The organism is Goodfellowiella coeruleoviolacea, from assembly GCF_024171785.1.
GTDB lineage: Bacteria > Actinomycetota > Actinomycetes > Mycobacteriales > Pseudonocardiaceae > Goodfellowiella > Goodfellowiella coeruleoviolacea.
Map to the genome: position 1 here is coordinate 53,785 of NZ_JAMTCK010000012.1, position 16,507 is coordinate 70,291.

The window sequence follows — 16,507 nt, forward strand, 5'->3', positions numbered from 1 at the left end:
TTGAGCGAAGGCCAGCACGGCCAGGGCGAGCCCCGGTCTGCGAAGGAGGGCGGTCATGGGAGTCCTGTTCTGGATGGAAGATGTTGGGATCGATCGGTGGTGGCTCGGCCCTGTGGGCCCGGGTTCCGCCTATGAGGTCGGCGACGTTGGGGCGTGCGCCTGCCGCTGTGTCGCGAGCCATTCCTCGAAGGTGGTTGGTGCGATGCGGACCCTCTCGCCAGGCAGCAGGACGTCGCCGGCCATGTCCGGGCCGAACAGCGTCGACCACGTCGGCACGAGCCTGATGCTGCGGTCTCGTGCCTCGTTGACGCGTCGGGCCATGTCCACCAGGTCCTGCGGTTCCGGTCCGGCGAGGTCGGGGTGGCGTCCCCGTGGCATGCCCGTCGCGATCTCGGTGAGGACGTCGGCCACGTCCGCGGGCGCGACCGGCTGTACGAGCAGCGGCGGGATCGTGGCGACGCCGTCCCGCTCGGTCCAACTCGTCACCGTCGCGGCGAAGTCGTGGAACTGCGTGGCCGGCACGATCGTCCACGGCACCGGGCCGGTGGCTACGAGGCGTTCCTGCTCCCGCTTGCCCGCGTAGTGGGCGTTACCCGCGACACGATCGATGCCGACAATCGAGAGCAGCACGTGATGACGGACGTTGGCTCGTTTCTCCGCAGCGAGCAGATTTTGCGTGGCTGCGCGGAAGTACGTCACCGTCTCGGCCGGGTCGGCCGCCGGGCCGTTGGTGACATCGACCACCGTCTCGACCCCGCGCAGCGCGGCGGCGAGTCCCGCACCAGTCATGAGGTCCACCCCGAGCGAGCGACTGATGCGCACGACCTCGTGCCCGTGCCGTTCGAGTGCGGTGACGGTGAGGGCGCCGATGTTTCCCGTTGCGCCGGCAACTGCGATTCGCACGACGATCACTCCTCTTTCTCCTGCCAGTCATGCGGCAGGCTTTTCCAGATCACTCATCTACAGGTCGTTGGGACAGTCGAGCGGCGATGTGGCTGCCGCGGACACGGTGGCTCAGGCAAGAACGGGGAAGTTGCGGCGGAAGGTGTTGTGTGGATCGCGGTCGCGCTTGATGTCGCGCAGTCGGCTCAGCGTGCCGGGGGTGAACACGTTGGCCAAGGTCTCGCTGGGAGTGAGAAAGGTGAAGGCTTGCGGCCGCTGATGGGAAGGGCGTCGGCGAGTGCGCGCTGCCTGGCGGTGATGGCCTGGGCCACCGCTGGACCGGTGGGAACGCCGAACAGGTAGAGCGCGTAGGGCTCGGTGAGTGGACCGTGCGGGCTGTCGGACGGGCGGGTGAACGCGCCGCCGAGGTGGCGGATCTGCGCGCTCAGCAGCGGGGCCGACCAGCAGGCCAACGCGGGATTCGGGCACGTGCAGGGCGCGGCTCATCGACGGCAGCAGCCCGGTGGGCAGGGTTTCGGTGGTGATCGTGGTGAAGGCGGCGGTGAACAGCACGGCCAGACCCGGGAGCGGGCGGCGGGCGACGGGACGCATGGTGGTCTCCTGGCTGCAGCCGCTACTTCCAGGTGCGGTCGACGAAGTCGGCGATCAGGGGTGCGATTTCGGGCAGGTGGGTTTCCAGGGCGAAGTGGCCGGTGTCGAACAGGTGCAGTTCGGCGTCGGGGAGATCGCGCAGGTAGGCGCGGGCGCCGGGTTCGGGGAAGAACGGGTCACCGACGCCCCAGGTGATGAGCGTCGGCGGGGTGTGCGTGCGGAGCCAGGTCTGCCAGCGGTCGTAGCGCTTGAGGTTCGAGTGGTAGTCGAACGCCAGCGCGACCTGCGCCTCCTTGCGGCCGGGCAGATCCAGGAAGTGCTGGTCGAGTGTCCAGCTGTCCGGGGTCAGCAGCGCCGGGTCGGGTACGCCGGTCTCGTACTGCGTGCGCGTGCCGGCGAGGGTCAGCAGATCGCGGATCGTCTCCTCCGCGCCGGGGGTCTGCGGGCGTAGCGCGATGAAGTCCCTGGCGCCGTCCGACAGGCCCTCGGCGTAGGCGTTGCCGTTCTGCACCACCAGGCCCGCGACCCACTCCGGGTGCAGCTCGGCGAGCCGGAAACCGACCGGTGCACCGAAGTCGAACACGTACATCACGAACCGGGTCAGGCCGAGCCCGTGCACGAAGCCCTCGGTGACGGCCGCGAGCTGGTCGAAGGAGTAGGTGAAGTCGTCTGGGGCCTCGGTGTGCCCGAAGCCGGGGTAGTCGGGCGCGATGAGTCGGTATCGGGAGCCGAGGACGTCGATGAGGCGGCGGAACTGGTGGGAGCCGGACGGGAAGCCGTGCAGGAGCAACAGCACCGGCGCGTCGGGTCGCTCGGGCAGGGACTCCCGGTAGAAGACCCGGACCCCGTCGACGTCGAGGTGGCGGTGGGCGGTGCGGGCGATCGGGGAGAGGACCATCTCTAATGCCTCCAGTTCGTGATGATGCATTAGGTATAGCGATCAGGGACCTAATGCGTCAACTCGTCGATGTAGCATTAGTGGCGTGAGTGATCTCATCCCGCTGACCGGGGAACCACTGACCCTCGATCTGGTCAACACCCGCCCGACGGGGGGTGACCTCCTGGCAACCCCCGCCGACCTGCGGACCTGGCTGACGCTGCAGGCCGATCGGTTCGACGAGGCCCGTGACTTCGCTGCCACCGAACCGACCGCGAACGACGTGGCCGCCGTGCGACGTGTCCGCGATCACGCCGCCCGCGTCCTCGACCACGTCCGCCGTGGAAGGCGACCAGCCGCGGATGACCTGAGCGCCCTCAACCAGTTCCAGCGCGCCGCGCCCACGGTCACCGAACTCGACTGGGGTGGTGAAGCGGTCACCGCGACCCGCCGCCGGATCGGGACCCCCGGAGAGCAGCTGGCGGCGTGGCTTGCCGAGGCCGCCGCCGAGTTCCTGGCCGACCCGGCGGTCACTCGGGTTCGCGAGTGCGCGGCCGACGACTGCGTGATGCTGTTCCTGCCCACCCATCCGCGCCGCCGCTGGTGCTCGGCCAGCCGGTGCGGCAACCGCGTCCGTGTCGCCCGCCACTACCAGCGCCACAAGTCGTCATGACCCCGCCTTCGGTGGCTCCCGCCATCTGCTGGTTTCCGACGTAGCCGTCGACCGGCGGGGCCAAGCTCCGGCTGCCGCGGTCCGCACCGCCTGGCGTGCGGCGTCCGCTGCCGGATCTCGTCGACCAGGTGTGCTGCCCGTGAGGTTCGGTACGCGGGTGGCGGGCCTGGTGGACGCGGTGCCGTTCTTGGCGACGACTCCCGCACCTCCGCACGCGACAGCTACCGCGTGGACGCCACCACCGGAGTGGTGGGCAGCGCGATCATCACCCGCCCCTGTCGTGGAAACGACAACCAGCGACCGCACGCGTGGTCGCGGTCAAGGTTGATCTCCCGCGAGGCACGCGCGTACTCGGACTCGGACGGCTCCCTGGCGAGCAGGGCGGCTCAGGCCTGCGGCGCGGTGGGGCGAGCGGCATCCCCGGTCTTGATAGTTAACGCTGCAACAGTTAACGTGTTAACCATGAGTGGGCTGAAGCGGGAGAGCACGCTGGAGCTGATGCGGTGGGTCGTGTGGGCGCAGCGACGCAGCGCCGATGACTGGATCCGGGAACGCGGCCTCACCCACGAGCAGAGCGCCGTGTTGGCGTACCTGGCCCAGAACCCGGATGCCATCCAGCGTGACCTCGCGCGGGCCACGCGCACCAGCGCCCCGGCCGTCTCGCGGCTCCTGGCCGGGCTGGAGCGGCGCGGGCTCGTGGAGCGCCGGACGCAGGAGGATGACACGCGCAGCCGCCGCGTGCACATCACCCCAGCGGGCTCCGCGCTGATCCAGGGCTTTGGCGAAGCCATGCACCATGTCGAGGAGACGATCCTCGCGCCGCTGGACGCCGCGGACCAGGCGCGGCTCCACGACCTCCTGGAGCGGATCGCATCCCAGCTTGAGCCGCCCAGCTTGCCCTGACCCGGCCCCTGGTACTCCGCGCGGTGGCCGGCAACTCCCGCTGGCAGGACCGCGGTTCATCCACCTGCAGCAAGGAACGCACGCATGACTCAGATCACGATCATCGGTGCCGGTCTCGCGGGACTGACACTGGCACGAACCCTGGCGGTTCACGGAATCCCGTCCACTGTGTACGAGGCGGAGGCGTCCGCGCAGGCCCGAGGCCAGGGCGGCATGCTCGACATCCACGACTACAACGGACAGCACGGGATCCGTGCCGCCGACCTGATGGACGGCTTCCGAGCCATCATCCTCGAAGGTCGCCAGGCATCCCGGGACGTGGCACCGGACGGCACCATCCTGGCGGACCAGCCCGACGACCCCGCCGGGGGCCGCCCCGAGGTGCAGCGCGGTGAACTCCGACAGTTGCTGCTGGAATCCCTCCCCGCCGACACGGTCGTCTGGGGCCACAAGACCCAGCACGTTCGGACCCTTGTGGACGGTCGGCACGAAGTGACCTTCGCCAACGGGTCGACGATCGTCACCGACATCCTCGTCGGTGCCGACGGTGCCTGGTCGAAGGTCCGGCCGCTGCTCTCCGACGCCACGCCCAGCTACGCCGGACGCTCGATGGTCGAGACGTACCTGTACGAGAGCGGCACCCGGCATCCCGCGACCCTGGCGCTGGTCGGCGGTGGGTCGATGACCGCCTACGACGAAACCACCGGCATCGGTCTTGGCGTGCAGCGCGAGCGCGCGGACACCCTGCACTCCTACGCCATGTTCGACCAGCCGCTCGACTGGTTCGCGGGCATCGACTTCACCGACGGCCCCTCAGCCGCCCGCACCATCGCGGCGATGTTCGAGGGGTGGGCGCCGGAACTCGTCGCGCTGGTCGCGGACAGCGATGTCCCGCCGGTTTTCCGCCCCTTGTACGGGCTGCCGATCGGGCACCGCTGGGAGCACGTGCCCGGGGTCACGCTCATCGGCGACGCCGCCCACCTGGCACCGCCGGACGGCGAGGGAGCGAACTGGGCGCTCTTCGACGCCGGCCAGCTCGGCACCGCCATCGCCGCACAGCCCGAGGACGTCGACGCGGCCATCCGCGCCTACGAGGCCGCGCTGTTCCCGAGGAACACCGCCACCGCCACCGCGGCCGCGGCCTACTACCCCGACTTCACACCGCACTGACCACAGCAACCAGGTCGTGTCCTCAAAGCCACAGGAGCGGGGTGGTCAGGTCGATCACGGCTTGGTGGGACAGTGCGGTCTTGTCATCACGCGCGGCGATGGCGGCCGGGATGGGGCGGGTGATGAACTGTGCCTGTCCGCCGGTCCGGAAGGGTGCGGTGACCATGGTGCGGGCGATCTCGGCCGCGGCGGCGGCGCCGTGGTCGTGGCGGACCAGGTGCAGGCACAGGTCGATGCCGGCGGCCACGCCCGCCGAGGTCCACACGGCGCCGTCCCCGACGAACAGGACGTTGGGGTCCACGATCACCTCGGTTGCGCAGCTGTCTATGCCTGGCGTTGAGCTTGGCCACTCGGTCGGCGAGCTGGTCCGGGTCGAGGTCTCCGTTCTCGAACGCGTCGAGGTAGCGGTCGATCTTGGCGGACCTCTTGGTGAGGTCGGCTGCCCTCGCCGCTGCCGCGGCCAAGGCCGACTGGCGGGTGTAGGAGATGTCCGGGCTTTCCTGGTGGATCTCCACGACGTTGCGCGTGTTCCAGCGGACTTGGTTCTCCGCCGGTGGCGCGGCGGCTCCTTCCAGTCGCTGACGGTTCTTGTCGGGCTGCGCAGGTCGTATGCCTGCCAGGTGAAGGACGGGCGTTGGCTTCGACGCCGCCGGTCAGGCCGCCGATGGTGCTGACGAAGGGGGTGTCGGCGGACGTGATGGCGAACAGTTCCCCGACGTAGTGCGGCGTGTTGAAGGTGTCCGCCATCCCCACAATTCCGGGCATGGTAAGTCCTTTCGGGAGAAAATGGGGCGAGATGACTTCACCGCAAGGCGATCTCTGGTGGGAGCTGGCAGCGCGTTGGAGTCATCTTCGGCCCCACGGAACACGAATTCCTTTCTAGTCTTAATCTTTAGCCTGGCGGGAAATTCACGCTGTGTCCGTTAACTGATCCGGAACTGAATCGATGCGGTCGCCCGGCATGATGTGCACTAGTGGTGTGAGAATAGTGGTGGAAGTAGCAGAAGTGGAAGAACTGGGGGTGACTTGGCTGTGATGACGATGTTGGCGCGGCGGCACGGTGTCCGCATGCGGCGATCACTACTGGTAGGCGCTGTGGGTGCGGTGGCGCTGCTGGGAACGAGCCAGGTGCCGGCGCAGTCGGTGGAGATCGCGACTGTGGCTTTGACGACCGGCACGGCGAGCGGGGCCAGCGGCGCCCAGGACAAGGTGTGGGTCCGGCTGTGCAGTCCGAACCTGTCAGACTGCAACAGTCCCAGCGATGCATTCGTACTCGGCGACCTGGAAGCCGGCATCACGAAGACCAATTATCTTGCTCCCCTGACCGCGGCCCAGTACGACCCCCACTGGGTGTCGATCCAATTCGAACGGCACAACTGGGACAACTGGCAGCTCGCGGGGGTGCGTGTGCACACTCCCCACGGCGATTTCTGTCCTCCTGCGAAGGCGCTTCCGACCTGGTTCGAGGGTGACGGCACCACGAATCTGCCACTGCATGCTTGTTCGTGACGACAGTTGGTAGTCAGTACGCGTGACCAAAAAAGAGAGGTAACAGTCATGTCGGGTAAAGGACTTCAGCACGGTAAAGGTGTTGACGCATGCCCGGAGGGTTCCCTCTGCCTGTACCGGGACGAGGAGTACAACACCCTTTCATCCGAGGATCGACAAAAGATCCTAGTCATTCCGGATGGTGAATACATCGACGACTTCGCTGACTACGGTTTCAACTACACTGATGACGGTGTGTCGTCCGTCGTGAACAAAACGGGAAAGCACAACACCCTCTTCTCGAAGGCAAAACAACAGGGTGACGAACTCGACATCGACGCCGCCGCCCGGATGCCGGACCTGCGCAAGATTCCCCACCAGGGTGGCGGGAACTGGAACGACAGGGCCGAGTCCGCGCTCGCGGCGCCACCGACGCCGCTGACAGTTTCCCAGAAACTCCGGGGTCATTGGATGAAAGGCGCCGGGCCCTCCTACATCTATTCCTTCGAATTGACGATCAACGCAAGGAAGGAAGGGATCGAGGTGTGGACCCTGAGCTTCGGCGTTGAGAAGGGCGTGACACTCGATCCGGATTGGGCGACCACATTCAAGTGGGCCACGATCGTGAAGGACGGCTCCGACGGTACCGTGGTCATCAAGAACACCGACCCCACGCACAAAGTCGCACCTAACAAGCCCCTGCCTGTTGACATCCAGCTCCTCTGCCCCGGGCAAAGCACCACCTACGAGACCTTGCACAACCCCACCGCCACCGAGAATCAATGAGGCCCAGCACGGCGTGGACCAGAGGGAACGGTCGGCGGCCGGGGGTTACAAGGGGCCGCCGGAGCCCGCGGGGCAACACCGGGGGCGAACGCGTCCTGGTCCGGACACGACGAACCAGGTGATCAGGCTATCGGTCGATCCTGGGGCGGCCCGACCACGAAGATCCACCTCGCCTGTGCCGGGCACGGCCGTCCCCTGTCGGTGGTGTTGACCGGCGGCAACGCCACCGACCGCACGATGTTCACCCAGGTCATGGCCGGTATCCGGTTCCGTCGGCCCGGTCCGGGCAGGCCAGCGACCCGCCCGAACCGGGTTCTCGCCGACAAGGGCTGCTCCAGCCGCGCCATCCGCACCTACCCGCGCCACCGCGGCATCCCCGCGACCGTTCCCGAACGCGCTGTCCAGCAGCGGAACCGTCACCGCCGCGGACGGGCCGGTGGCCGCCCGCCCGCGTCCGACCGCATCGCCTCCCAGCGCCGCAACGTGGTCGAGCGGCCGTCGGCGTAGACGGTGCACAGACGGCGCCAGGGGTTGTCCCTCGCGTGCGGTGGCGTTGGGCCGCTCGCGCGGGGGCCTGTTCACCAGCGTGCATCCCGTGTGTGAGCAGGGACAGAAGCCGTTGTCGCTGATGTTGAACGCAGGGCGGCGTGGGGATGCTTCCCACCTGGAGGCGGTGATGGTCGGCGTCCGCGTCGCTTGGCAGGGCCGCGGGCGCCCCCGGACCCGACCAGGTGTGCGGCGACAAGGCGTGTTCGTCCCGGGTGATCCTCCTGGTGTGGTCAATCGTCGTCGCGGGTGTGGCCGAAGGCTTGGCGGTAGTCGCGGGGTGGCAGGCCGACGTGGCGGGTGAAGTGGTGGCGCATGGTGAGGGCGGTGCCGAAGCCGCAGCGGCGGGCGATGGCGGTGATGGGCAGGTCGCTGACCTCCAGGAGGTGTTGGGCGGCCAGGACGCGCTGGGTCAGGAGCCACTGCAGCGGGGTGTCGCCGGTGGACTGAACGAAGCGGCGGGCGAAACTGCGCTCGGACATGCCCGCCAGGTTCGCCATGTGCGTGACGGTCCACGGGTGGGCGAGGTCGTTGAGAACTCGTTCGCGTAGCTGTGACAGGTCGTCGTTCTGGCCCTGGGCGGCCGGGATGGGGCGGGTGATGAACTGTGCCTGTCCGCCGGTCCGGAAGGGTGCGGTGACCATGGTGCGGGCGATCTCGGCCGCGGCGGCGGCGCCGTGGTCGTGGCGGACCAGGTGCAGGCACAGGTCGATGCCGGCGGCCACGCCCGCCGAGGTCCACACGGCGCCGTCCCCGACGAACAGGACGTTGGGGTCCACGATCACGTCGGGGTGGCGGCGCGCGAGTTCCTCGGCGTCCAGCCAGTGCGCGGTGGCGCGGCGGCCTGCCAGCAGGCCGGCGGCGGCCAGCAGGAACGCACCCGAGCACAGGGACGCCACGGTGGCGCCGCGTGCGTGGGCGGCGCGCAGCGCGGCTCGAACCTGCGGATGGACGGGCGCCGTGGGGTGCTGGACACCGGGCACGACGACCAGGTCGCACTCGTCCAGGCCGTCCAGATCGTAGTCGGGAACGCAGGTCACGCCCGGGGACATGGGGACCGTGGAGCGGTGCGGCCCGCAGGTGCGCAGCTCGAACCGCGGGACGCCGCGGGCGGTCCGGTCGAGCCCCCAGACCTCGGTGGCCACGGCGTAGTCGAACACGCGGACCTGCTCGGTGACCAGTACCCCCACGCGCATCATGGCGGGAATCTAACCCACATTGGCGTTTCAGCCACTCACGCCTCCGGTGGCTCGCCGATCAGGCTGGACACCGGTATTTCCCGTCAGGTGAGGAGTGCGGCGCCATGCCGTTGGCTTTGTTGGCCCTGGCCGTCACGGCGTTCGGGGTGGGCACCTCGGAGTTCGCCATCATGGGGCTGTTGCCGCAGGTCGCCCAGGGGGTCGGGGTGTCGATCCCGGACGCGGGGGGCCTGATCACCGGATACGCCGTCGGGGTGATCGTCGGGGCGCCGCTGCTCACCGCCGCTTCGGTCCGGCTGCCGCGCCGCACGACGCTGATGATCGTCGCTGCGCTGCTGGCGGCGGGCAGCGCCTTGTCGGCGGTCGCCTCCGGCTATGGCCTGCTGCTGGCGGCCAGGGTGATCGCGGGCGTGCCGCAGGGGGCGCTGTTCGGGGTCGGGTCGGTGGTCGCGGCGCAGCTCGTCCCGCCGGACCGGCGTGCGAGCGCAATGTCGGTGATGTTCGGCGGGTTCACCATGGCGAACGTGGCCGGAGTGCCGCTGGTGACCTGGCTGGGGCAGGCCGCGGGCTGGCGGGCCACGTTCTGGGCGATCGCGGCGTTGGGCGCGCTGTCGATGGCCGGCATCGCCGCGTTGGTCCCGCGCCGGCTGCGGCCCGAGGACGAGACGGGACTGCGTTCGGAACTGGCGACGCTGCGGCGGCCACAGGTCTGGCTCGCGATGGGAGTGACGACGGCGGGCTTCGGCGGTGTCTTCGCCTCCTTCACCTATGTCACGCCGATGATGACCACGGTCGCGGGCTTCAGCGAGTCCAGCATGACGCTGCTGCTGGTCGTCTTCGGGCTGGGCATGGCCACCGGCAACCTGGTGTCGGGCCGGTTCGCCGGGCGGCGGCTCATGCCGAGCCTGTATGTGTTCCTGGCCGGGCTGACCATCGTGCTGAGCCTGTTCGTGCTGACGGCGCACAGCAAGGTCCTCGCCGTCTGCACCTTGTTCCTGCTGGGGCTGTTCGGGTTCGCGACCGTCCCGGCACTGCAGATGCGCATCCTGGACAAGGCCACAGGTGCCCCCACCCTCGCCTCCGCGCTGAACCTGTCGGCCTTCAACATCGCCAACGCGCTCGGCGCCTTCCTCGGCGGCATGGTGATCAGAGCCGGATACGGCTACACCGGTCCCAACGCGGTCGGCGCGGTACTGGCCGCCACGGGGCTGGTCCTGGCCGTCTACTCAGGACTGCTCGACGCGCGCGCCAGGGCGGCGATCGCACGATGAGCCACACTCCCGGAACCGAACGCTGCACACCCGGCCACGACACCTCCGCCATCGGATTCATGGCGGCAGGAACAGCCGCGACGCACGCACGGTTCTTCCTGCCGCACCTGTCTTCGGGAACGACCTCGCTGGATCTGGGATGCGGGCCAGGCACCATCAGGCGTCGATCTGGCCGCCGCCGTCGCACCGGGACACGTTCTCGGACTCGACCGGAGCTGTACGACGTCCGCACCAGGCGGTTCGGCAACGAACGCGACCCGCGAACCGCGCGGTTCACCAGCGAGCCGGTGGACGGGTAGCGCTGACACGGTCACGGGGCTCCGGGGCGGGTGAACGTCGGCGGCGACGCGGCGGTCAGGAGTCGTGGGGGTCACTGGTGCGACGTTCCCTGGAGCTGGTACAGCGGGGCGTGCCAGACCGCCCAGATCAGCCCGAGTGCCACGTTCGCGGCGAAGGGCGGCAGCGCGGCCTGGAGCCGTGGTGCGCCGGGACGCTCAGCGTCTGGCTGCCCCCTTCGAGAGCGTGCCTGAGCTGCTGGTAGACGGAATCCGAGCCAGGCTCGACGGTCAGCGTCCCGACCGCGAAGCCGGATCGGGTCCCACCGCGGCGGCCGGCCCTGTGGTCGTGAGTCCAGCACGACCGGCCGGCCAAGACAGGTGTCAACCGCAGCAGAACGGGCCGTCACAGGGCTCGCCGACCTCGCTGCCGTAGGCCACGAGGTGCTGGATGGGCGCCAGCGCCTCCTCGGCCGTGCCGGGCTCCAGCAGTGGAGCGGACCGGAGGTCGGGCAGCTTCCACGGCGAGGGCATGTCGTCGATGTCCCAGCGCGGCGCGCTGTTGATGAAGAGGGTCCAGCGGGCGTGATCGGGAAAGCTGTTCATCCGCAGCACCCACCACTGGCCGTCGACCACAGCGGCGAGCGGGAAGCGGGCGTGCCCGGTCCGCTGCCACCGCGGCCGGGCGTGCGGTTCGGGGTGCGTCATCCTGGTCACCGCGCAGCGCGGGTGTGTGTCAGGCGGGGGTGTCGTACCCGCCGGCCTTGATGTGGTCGATCCAGGCGCTGACGGCGCTGCGGGAGAAGCGGAGGACGCCGGCGGTGGGCGCCTTGCTGTCGCGGATGCCGATGGTGTCGCTGGGCAGCACGGCCGCTTCCACGCAGTTCCCGTTGCCGGGGCCACCGCCGCCGGAGTAGCTGCTCTTGCGCCAGTTGGCACGGGCCAGCGTGTCGTGGTCGATCATCCGTGCCCCCTCGTCACCCGTAGTCCTTGGCGGTTTGGAGGATCAGCTTCACCGAGTCAGCCTGGGACAGTGATTGCTCGGTCAGGATACCGAAACGCAGGCCGTGCTGATCGCCTTCGCCGGGGGAGAGGACGTCACGCCGCACGTGGTGTGGGTCGATCCGGACGCGCGCATGCCGGAGCGGGTCGAGTACGGCGCGGCCTGAGTTTCCCGTCCACACCGGGGTGTGGTCCGCTGGCCATCAGCAGGACGGCCAGCGGACCGGGTCGTCGGGGACCTGGGGATCAGCCGGCGGAAGCGACGGCGGCGAGCAGGGGCGCCAGGTCGTCGGTGTCCGGGGGCAGGGCGGTCAGGGGCCACCAGCGCAGGTCGGTGGATTCCGCGCTGCGCACGGGTTCGGCGCCGGCCGGGGCGCGCACCACGAAGCGGACGTCGAAGTGGCGGGTGGGCACGCCCAGCGAACAGGTGATCGGGTGCACGTCCAGGTGCACCGGGTGCGGGTCGATCACCAGGCCGGACATGCCGGATTCCTCGGTGGCCTCGCGCAGGGCCGCCTCGGCCAGGGTGGCGTCCTCGGGTTCGCAGTGGCCGCCGAGCTGCAGCCAACGGCCCACCCTGGGGTGCAGGGTGAGCAGCACCCGGTCCCCGGTGGCGTCCAGCACCACGGCGGACGCGGTCAGGTGGCCGGGTGCGCAGGAGCGCTGGCAGGCGTCGGCGCGGGCGGCCAGGAAACCCAGGAACGCGTGGCGCAGGGCCTGCTGGCCCGCATCGGCCGGACGCCAGTCGGTCAGCACGGCCGTGGCGTTGGCGTGCAGGGCGTTCGCGGGAATGTCCACAGTGGTCACAGTTCGATCAGTCCGTCGGTCAGGTCGCGGGGTGGGCGGGGGGTGAGCGGGCCGTCCACCGGGTGGCCGACGGCCACCGCGCCGAGCGGCTCCCAGGTGGCTGGCAGGTCGAGCACCTCGCGCACCACGTCCGGGCAGAAGATCGTGGACGACACCCAGCAGGAGCCAAGGCCCTCGGCGGCCAGGGCCACCAGCAGGCCCTGCACGGCCGCGCCGCCGGCGATGGTGAACATGGTCCGTTCGGCCTCGGCCCGGCGCTGGTCCGGGTAGTCGTGCGCGCCCTCGCGGACCAGGAACGGCACCACCAGTTCGGTCGCGCCGAACAGCAGGTCGCCGCGGCGGATCCGGCGGCTGATCCGGTCCTCGCTCATGTTGTCGCCGCGCAGGTCCCGCTGCCAGGCCGCGCGCATCGCCTCCAGCAGGCGGGTGCGCAGGTCGCGGTCACGCACGTGGACGAACCGGACCGGGCGGGTGTGGTGCGGGGCGGGCGCGGTCAGGGCGGCGCCGACCGCGCGGCGCAGCGCCTCGGCGTCGACCGGCTCGTCGGTGAACGCGCGCACCGACCGGCGCAGCAGCACCGCCTCGGCCCGCCCCTGGGCGATGGCCTCCTCGGTGCCCATCCGGAACAGGTCCTCGTCCACCGGGCGCACCAGATCCCGCGCGGTCGAGCCGTTGTCCTCGATGGACAGTCCGCGCACCACGGCGACCGGGTTCGCGCCCAGCTTGCCCTTGACCAGGTCGGCGGCGGCGGCGACCTCGTCGGCGACGGCGATGTTCGTCACGGCCAACTGGTTGCCCTGCCGGTCGATCTGGCCGGCGTAGCCGTGCAGCACGGCCATGCCGGCCGCGCCGATCGCCACGTCGGTCTGGCCCAGCCGCCAGGTCCGGCCCATCGTGTCGGTGATCACCACGGCGACGTCGACACCGAGCAGCTCGCGCAGGCCGGCCCGCAGCCGCGCGGCCGAACCGTCCGGATCCGTTGGCAGCAGGGCGATCTCGTCACCGGCCACATTGGACGCGTCCACCCCGGAGGCCGCCTGGACCAGGCCGAGCCGGTTCTCGGTGATCAGGGTGCGGAACTTGCGGGCGACCACGCGGACGGCTTCGGCGGCCACGTGCTCGCGGCGGACCGCGTCCCGCGCCTCCGGGTCGGTCGGCACCTTGACCAACCGTCCCTCCACTTTGGATACGACCTTGCTGGTGACCACGACGACGTCGCCGTCGCGCAGCCACGGCACGGCCGAGGCGATGGCCGCGGTCAGGTCGTCACCCGGCCGGAACTCGGGCAGACCGGGAACCGGGAGGATCTCCACGGTCGCCTTGGCGGCGTGGTCAGTCAAGGCTCACTCCGGCGAGGTCGAGGGCGGCGCGGACCATGTCGGCGGTCGCGGCCACGTCGGACATCAGCAGCGGCACCGCGCGCACCGCGACCCCGGGCACCTCGGCGGTGTCGCCGCTGTGCACCAGCCAGCCGTCCAGGATGCCGCCCGCCGAACACTTGCGCGAGCCGTAGTGCCGGCCGACCGCCTCGGCCGTGGTGTCCACGCCGATCGCGGTCAGGCACGCGTCGGCCATGCCGCGCAGCGGCCGGCCGCCGATGATCGGTGAGATGCCCACCACCGGGGCGCTGGTCTGGCGGATCGCCTCGCGGATGCCCGGCACCGCGAGGATCGTGCCCACGCTCACCACCGGGTTGGACGGGGCCAGCAGCACCGCGTCGGCCGAGGCGATCGCCTCCAGCACGCCCGGCGCGGGCTTGGCCTCCTCCGCGCCCACCGGCACGATCGCCCGCGCGGGCAGTGCGGCGTGGTGGCGCACCCACCACTCCTGGAAGTGGATGGCCCGCCGGCCGTCCGGGGACACCTCCTCCGCCTCGGCGCCACCGGCGGGGTCGGCGCCCTGGGCGTCGACCACCACGTGCGTCTCCACCCGGTCGTCGCTCATCGGCAGCAGGGTGACCCCGGGCTGCCACCGGGCGCACAGCGCCTCGGTCACCGCGGACAGCGGGTAACCGGCCCGCAGCATCCGGCTGCGCACCAGGTGGGTGGCGATGTCCCGGTCCCCGAGCCCGAACCAGGTCGGCTCGGCACCGTAGGCGGCCAGTTCCTCCTTGACCGCCCAGGTCTCCCCGGCCCGGCCCCACCCGCGTTCGGTGTCGATGCCCCCACCCAACGTGTACATGCAGGTGTCCAGGTCCGGGCAGACGCGCAGCCCGTGCATCCACACGTCGTCGCCGATGTTGACCACGGCGACGACCTCGTGCGACGAGTTCTCCTGGGTGCCCTTGCCCGGGCCGGGCAGCCCCAATGCGGCCTTGACGCCGAGCAGGAACCGCGCCCCGCCGACCCCGCCGACCAGTACGACGACCTTCACAGGCGGCCATCCTCGCACGCACGGTCGCCGGCCGGTCGGCGCGCCTGACAAACGTGGCGGGCGGCACCCACCGACCTCCGGCCGGCCCGCGGATCAGCGCTCCCAGAACCGGAAGTTGATCTGGCCGTAGTAGACGAGCAACTCTTCCCCGCCGATCGCGTCAAACAGGTATGTGGCGATGTCGCGGAACAGCGCACCAACCACGGGCAGGCCCAGCATCAGGGCGAACAGCACCAGCGGCGCCCACGGCCTGGCCTTGGCGCCGAACTCGCGGGCCGGCGCGGACAGGTACGGTTCGAGCGCGCCCCAGCCGTCCAGCCCGGGCACCGGCAGGATGTTCAACACGAATGCGAAGATCTGCAGCATCGCCAGGTAGGACAGGCCGCCGGCCAGCCCGGGGTTCATCGGCACCAGCGACACCGACAGGGTCAGCAGCACGCCGAGCGCCAGGTTGATCAGCGGTCCGGCCAGGGACACCCAGGACTCCACCGTTCGGGAACGCAGGGCATAGTGGTTGATCCACACCGCGCCACCGGGCAGTGGGATACCGCCGGCCGCGAGCAGCACCAGCGGCAGGAGCAGACTGAGCACGGGGTCGGTGTAGTGCCGGATGTCCAGGGACAGATAGCCCTTTGCCCGCACCGCTCGGTCACCACCCCGGTAGGCGACCGCCGCGTGGCCGAACTCGTGCAGGCACAGCGACACCGCCCAGCCGCCCAGCACCAACAGGACGGTGCCGGCGACCAGCGCGGTGTCGTTGGTGTCAAAGGTGGCGAGCACGCCGCCGAGGACGGTGACGGCGAGTAGACCGAGGAACAGCGGACTGGGGAGAACGGAGGAGCGATTCACACGACCAGTGTGGCGGTTTCACGCCGGACAGTGCGTGGGGTTCCGGTGAGCCGGGTGTGGGATCGGTGTTGGGCGAAATCACAACAGGCGGGAAACATCATCCCCGGGCACACTGTGCGGGTGTGGAAAACAAACAACAGCACCACCGCGAGTTCTGCCTGGGCCGCTGGTTAGCGGCGCCCCGCCAGCGCGGAACAGCGTGATCACAAGGAAGCCTTTGGGTTGTCCCCCCGACGTGTGCACTCCGCTTGACCCCTTGCTGTGACACAGGTGTAATCACATTGGTGTCATTCGCCTGAGCAGGGGGCCGGCGGGTGGTGTCCGCCAACCGGGGAGTGCGGAAGGCGAGGAGGCGGACGGATGCAAGGAATCGAAGGGGGTCACGTCGTGGGGCGGGGGGAAGGCCCAACACCGGACCTGCGCGCACTGGCCGATCTTTTTGACGTGGCCGAGGAACAGGACTGGCAGGAACGCGCCCTGTGCGCGCAGACCGACCCGGAGGCGTTCTTCCCCGAAAAGGGCGGCTCCACCAGAGAGGCCAAGCGCATCTGCCAGGGTTGCGAAGTGCGGGCCGAGTGCCTGGAGTACGCCCTGGCGCACGACGAGCGCTTCGGCATCTGGGGCGGACTGTCCGAACGGGAGCGTCGCAAGCTCAAGAAGCGCGCCGGCTGAACAGTTCTTGGGTGGCAAGGGCTGGCGGCGACGGTGATGTGATCATCACACTGGCGTGACGTCGGGCGCGGTCGCTCGTTGTGCCGCACGGATCTCGCCCTTGTTGTTCTGATCACGCCAGT

20 protein-coding genes and 1 pseudogene are annotated in these 16,507 nt (G+C 69.9%); 9 read left to right on the forward strand and 12 right to left on the reverse strand.

Translation table 11 applies throughout. The annotated features are described in order from the left end of the window. Positions 1-129: 129 nt before the first annotated feature. The 3 genes from LX83_RS24335 to LX83_RS24345 all read right to left on the reverse strand — a co-directional run bounded on the left by LX83_RS24335 (position 130) and on the right by LX83_RS24345 (position 2,392). On the reverse strand, positions 130-903 hold the full coding sequence (locus LX83_RS24335; protein ID WP_253775760.1) for an SDR family oxidoreductase: 774 nt from the start codon (positions 901-903) through the stop codon (positions 130-132). A 111-nt stretch (positions 904-1,014) separates the two neighbouring features. Next, positions 1,015-1,494 carry a hypothetical protein gene (locus LX83_RS24340; protein ID WP_253775294.1) on the reverse strand — a complete coding sequence of 160 codons (480 nt, stop codon included), beginning with the start codon at positions 1,492-1,494 and terminating at the stop codon, positions 1,015-1,017. Between the two features lie 22 nt (positions 1,495-1,516). After that, complete coding sequence (locus LX83_RS24345; protein ID WP_253775296.1) at positions 1,517-2,392, reverse strand: alpha/beta fold hydrolase; 876 nt, start codon at positions 2,390-2,392, stop codon at positions 1,517-1,519. Positions 2,393-2,477: 85 nt separating this feature from the next. Here LX83_RS24345 and LX83_RS24350 point away from each other — a divergent pair, with 85 nt between their 5' ends. The 3 genes from LX83_RS24350 to LX83_RS24360 all read left to right on the forward strand — a co-directional run bounded on the left by LX83_RS24350 (position 2,478) and on the right by LX83_RS24360 (position 5,117). Then, positions 2,478-3,044: a CGNR zinc finger domain-containing protein gene (locus tag LX83_RS24350; protein WP_253775298.1), complete on the forward strand. Its 567-nt coding sequence runs from the start codon at positions 2,478-2,480 to the stop codon at positions 3,042-3,044. A 462-nt stretch (positions 3,045-3,506) separates the two neighbouring features. Beyond that, the gene (locus LX83_RS24355; protein WP_253775300.1) at positions 3,507-3,947 is read left to right on the forward strand and encodes a MarR family winged helix-turn-helix transcriptional regulator; all 441 of its coding nucleotides are present in this window, start codon (positions 3,507-3,509) and stop codon (positions 3,945-3,947) included. An 84-nt stretch (positions 3,948-4,031) separates the two neighbouring features. Continuing rightward, positions 4,032-5,117, forward strand: coding sequence for an FAD-dependent oxidoreductase (locus tag LX83_RS24360; protein ID WP_253775302.1), 1,086 nt, complete (start codon positions 4,032-4,034; stop codon positions 5,115-5,117). A 22-nt stretch (positions 5,118-5,139) separates the two neighbouring features. On the opposite strand, the gene LX83_RS24365 is transcribed toward LX83_RS24360, so the two are convergent. Continuing rightward, positions 5,140-5,418, reverse strand: a complete 279-nt coding sequence (locus LX83_RS24365; RefSeq protein WP_407649652.1) for a hypothetical protein — start codon at positions 5,416-5,418, stop codon at positions 5,140-5,142. Positions 5,419-5,572: 154 nt separating this feature from the next. Then, positions 5,573-5,737: pseudogene (locus tag LX83_RS38910) on the reverse strand (SU10 major capsid protein); the annotation flags it as partial. 415 nt (positions 5,738-6,152) lie between these two features. On the opposite strand from LX83_RS38910, the gene LX83_RS24370 reads away from it, so the two are divergent. The 3 genes from LX83_RS24370 to LX83_RS24380 all read left to right on the forward strand — a co-directional run bounded on the left by LX83_RS24370 (position 6,153) and on the right by LX83_RS24380 (position 7,898). Further along, a complete protein-coding gene (locus tag LX83_RS24370; RefSeq protein WP_253775304.1) occupies positions 6,153-6,626 on the forward strand; it encodes a hypothetical protein in 474 nt (157 codons plus the stop codon). A gap of 48 nt (positions 6,627-6,674) precedes the next feature. Beyond that, a complete protein-coding gene (locus LX83_RS24375) occupies positions 6,675-7,391 on the forward strand; it encodes a peptidase inhibitor family I36 protein (RefSeq protein ID WP_253775306.1) in 717 nt (238 codons plus the stop codon). Between the two features lie 162 nt (positions 7,392-7,553). Next, a complete protein-coding gene (locus tag LX83_RS24380) occupies positions 7,554-7,898 on the forward strand; it encodes a transposase (protein WP_407649657.1) in 345 nt (114 codons plus the stop codon). Positions 7,899-8,170: 272 nt separating this feature from the next. Here the strand turns inward: LX83_RS24380 and LX83_RS24385 are convergent, their stop codons facing one another. Beyond that, positions 8,171-9,133 carry a GlxA family transcriptional regulator gene (locus tag LX83_RS24385; protein WP_253775308.1) on the reverse strand — a complete coding sequence of 321 codons (963 nt, stop codon included), beginning with the start codon at positions 9,131-9,133 and terminating at the stop codon, positions 8,171-8,173. Positions 9,134-9,240: 107 nt separating this feature from the next. Here LX83_RS24385 and LX83_RS24390 point away from each other — a divergent pair, with 107 nt between their 5' ends. Next, positions 9,241-10,407, forward strand: coding sequence for an MFS transporter (locus LX83_RS24390; protein ID WP_253775310.1), 1,167 nt, complete (start codon positions 9,241-9,243; stop codon positions 10,405-10,407). 659 nt (positions 10,408-11,066) lie between these two features. Here the strand turns inward: LX83_RS24390 and LX83_RS24395 are convergent. Together LX83_RS24395 and LX83_RS24400 are read right to left on the reverse strand one after the other, a co-directional pair. Then, complete coding sequence (locus tag LX83_RS24395; protein WP_253775312.1) at positions 11,067-11,390, reverse strand: hypothetical protein; 324 nt, start codon at positions 11,388-11,390, stop codon at positions 11,067-11,069. Positions 11,391-11,418: 28 nt separating this feature from the next. Then, the gene (locus tag LX83_RS24400) at positions 11,419-11,646 is read right to left on the reverse strand and encodes a DUF397 domain-containing protein (protein WP_253775314.1); all 228 of its coding nucleotides are present in this window, start codon (positions 11,644-11,646) and stop codon (positions 11,419-11,421) included. Positions 11,647-11,719: 73 nt separating this feature from the next. Between LX83_RS24400 and LX83_RS38025 the strand changes: the two genes are divergently transcribed. Next, the gene (locus tag LX83_RS38025) at positions 11,720-11,851 is read left to right on the forward strand and encodes a hypothetical protein (protein WP_301328835.1); all 132 of its coding nucleotides are present in this window, start codon (positions 11,720-11,722) and stop codon (positions 11,849-11,851) included. A gap of 79 nt (positions 11,852-11,930) precedes the next feature. Here LX83_RS38025 and LX83_RS24405 read toward each other — a convergent pair whose 3' ends face one another. From LX83_RS24405 to LX83_RS24420, 4 genes are all read right to left on the reverse strand, one after another. After that, the gene (locus tag LX83_RS24405) at positions 11,931-12,482 is read right to left on the reverse strand and encodes an NUDIX hydrolase (RefSeq protein ID WP_253775316.1); all 552 of its coding nucleotides are present in this window, start codon (positions 12,480-12,482) and stop codon (positions 11,931-11,933) included. A gap of 5 nt (positions 12,483-12,487) precedes the next feature. Continuing rightward, positions 12,488-13,831 carry a coenzyme F420-0:L-glutamate ligase gene (locus LX83_RS24410; RefSeq protein ID WP_253775318.1) on the reverse strand — a complete coding sequence of 448 codons (1,344 nt, stop codon included), beginning with the start codon at positions 13,829-13,831 and terminating at the stop codon, positions 12,488-12,490. Continuing rightward, positions 13,824-14,864 (reverse strand): 2-phospho-L-lactate transferase, encoded by a 1,041-nt coding sequence (cofD, locus tag LX83_RS24415; protein WP_253775320.1) that lies wholly within the window; start codon positions 14,862-14,864, stop codon positions 13,824-13,826. Before cofD ends, LX83_RS24410 begins: the two co-directional genes overlap by 8 nt. A gap of 93 nt (positions 14,865-14,957) precedes the next feature. After that, on the reverse strand, positions 14,958-15,713 hold the full coding sequence (locus LX83_RS24420; RefSeq protein ID WP_253775322.1) for a site-2 protease family protein: 756 nt from the start codon (positions 15,711-15,713) through the stop codon (positions 14,958-14,960). Between the two features lie 360 nt (positions 15,714-16,073). Between LX83_RS24420 and LX83_RS24425 the strand changes: the two genes are divergently transcribed. Beyond that, positions 16,074-16,385 (forward strand): WhiB family transcriptional regulator, encoded by a 312-nt coding sequence (locus tag LX83_RS24425; RefSeq protein ID WP_253775324.1) that lies wholly within the window; start codon positions 16,074-16,076, stop codon positions 16,383-16,385. The last annotated feature ends 122 nt before the right edge of the window (positions 16,386-16,507 follow it).

Bases quoted from the DNA above. Each gene is read 5' to 3' on its own strand.
- LX83_RS24340 (WP_253775294.1), bottom strand. From the start codon at position 1,494: ATGCGTCCCGTCGCCCGCCGCCCGCTCCCGGGTCTGGCCGTGCTGTTC.
- LX83_RS24345 (WP_253775296.1), bottom strand. From the start codon at position 2,392: ATGGTCCTCTCCCCGATCGCCCGCACCGCCCACCGCCACCTCGACGTC.
- LX83_RS24355 (WP_253775300.1), top strand. From the start codon at position 3,507: ATGAGTGGGCTGAAGCGGGAGAGCACGCTGGAGCTGATGCGGTGGGTC.
- LX83_RS24360 (WP_253775302.1), top strand. From the start codon at position 4,032: ATGACTCAGATCACGATCATCGGTGCCGGTCTCGCGGGACTGACACTG.
- LX83_RS24370 (WP_253775304.1), top strand. From the start codon at position 6,153: ATGACGATGTTGGCGCGGCGGCACGGTGTCCGCATGCGGCGATCACTA.
- LX83_RS24375 (WP_253775306.1), top strand. From the start codon at position 6,675: ATGTCGGGTAAAGGACTTCAGCACGGTAAAGGTGTTGACGCATGCCCG.
- LX83_RS24385 (WP_253775308.1), bottom strand. From the start codon at position 9,133: ATGCGCGTGGGGGTACTGGTCACCGAGCAGGTCCGCGTGTTCGACTAC.
- LX83_RS24390 (WP_253775310.1), top strand. From the start codon at position 9,241: ATGCCGTTGGCTTTGTTGGCCCTGGCCGTCACGGCGTTCGGGGTGGGC.
- LX83_RS24395 (WP_253775312.1), bottom strand. From the start codon at position 11,390: ATGACGCACCCCGAACCGCACGCCCGGCCGCGGTGGCAGCGGACCGGG.
- LX83_RS24400 (WP_253775314.1), bottom strand. From the start codon at position 11,646: ATGATCGACCACGACACGCTGGCCCGTGCCAACTGGCGCAAGAGCAGC.
- LX83_RS24425 (WP_253775324.1), top strand. From the start codon at position 16,074: ATGCAAGGAATCGAAGGGGGTCACGTCGTGGGGCGGGGGGAAGGCCCA.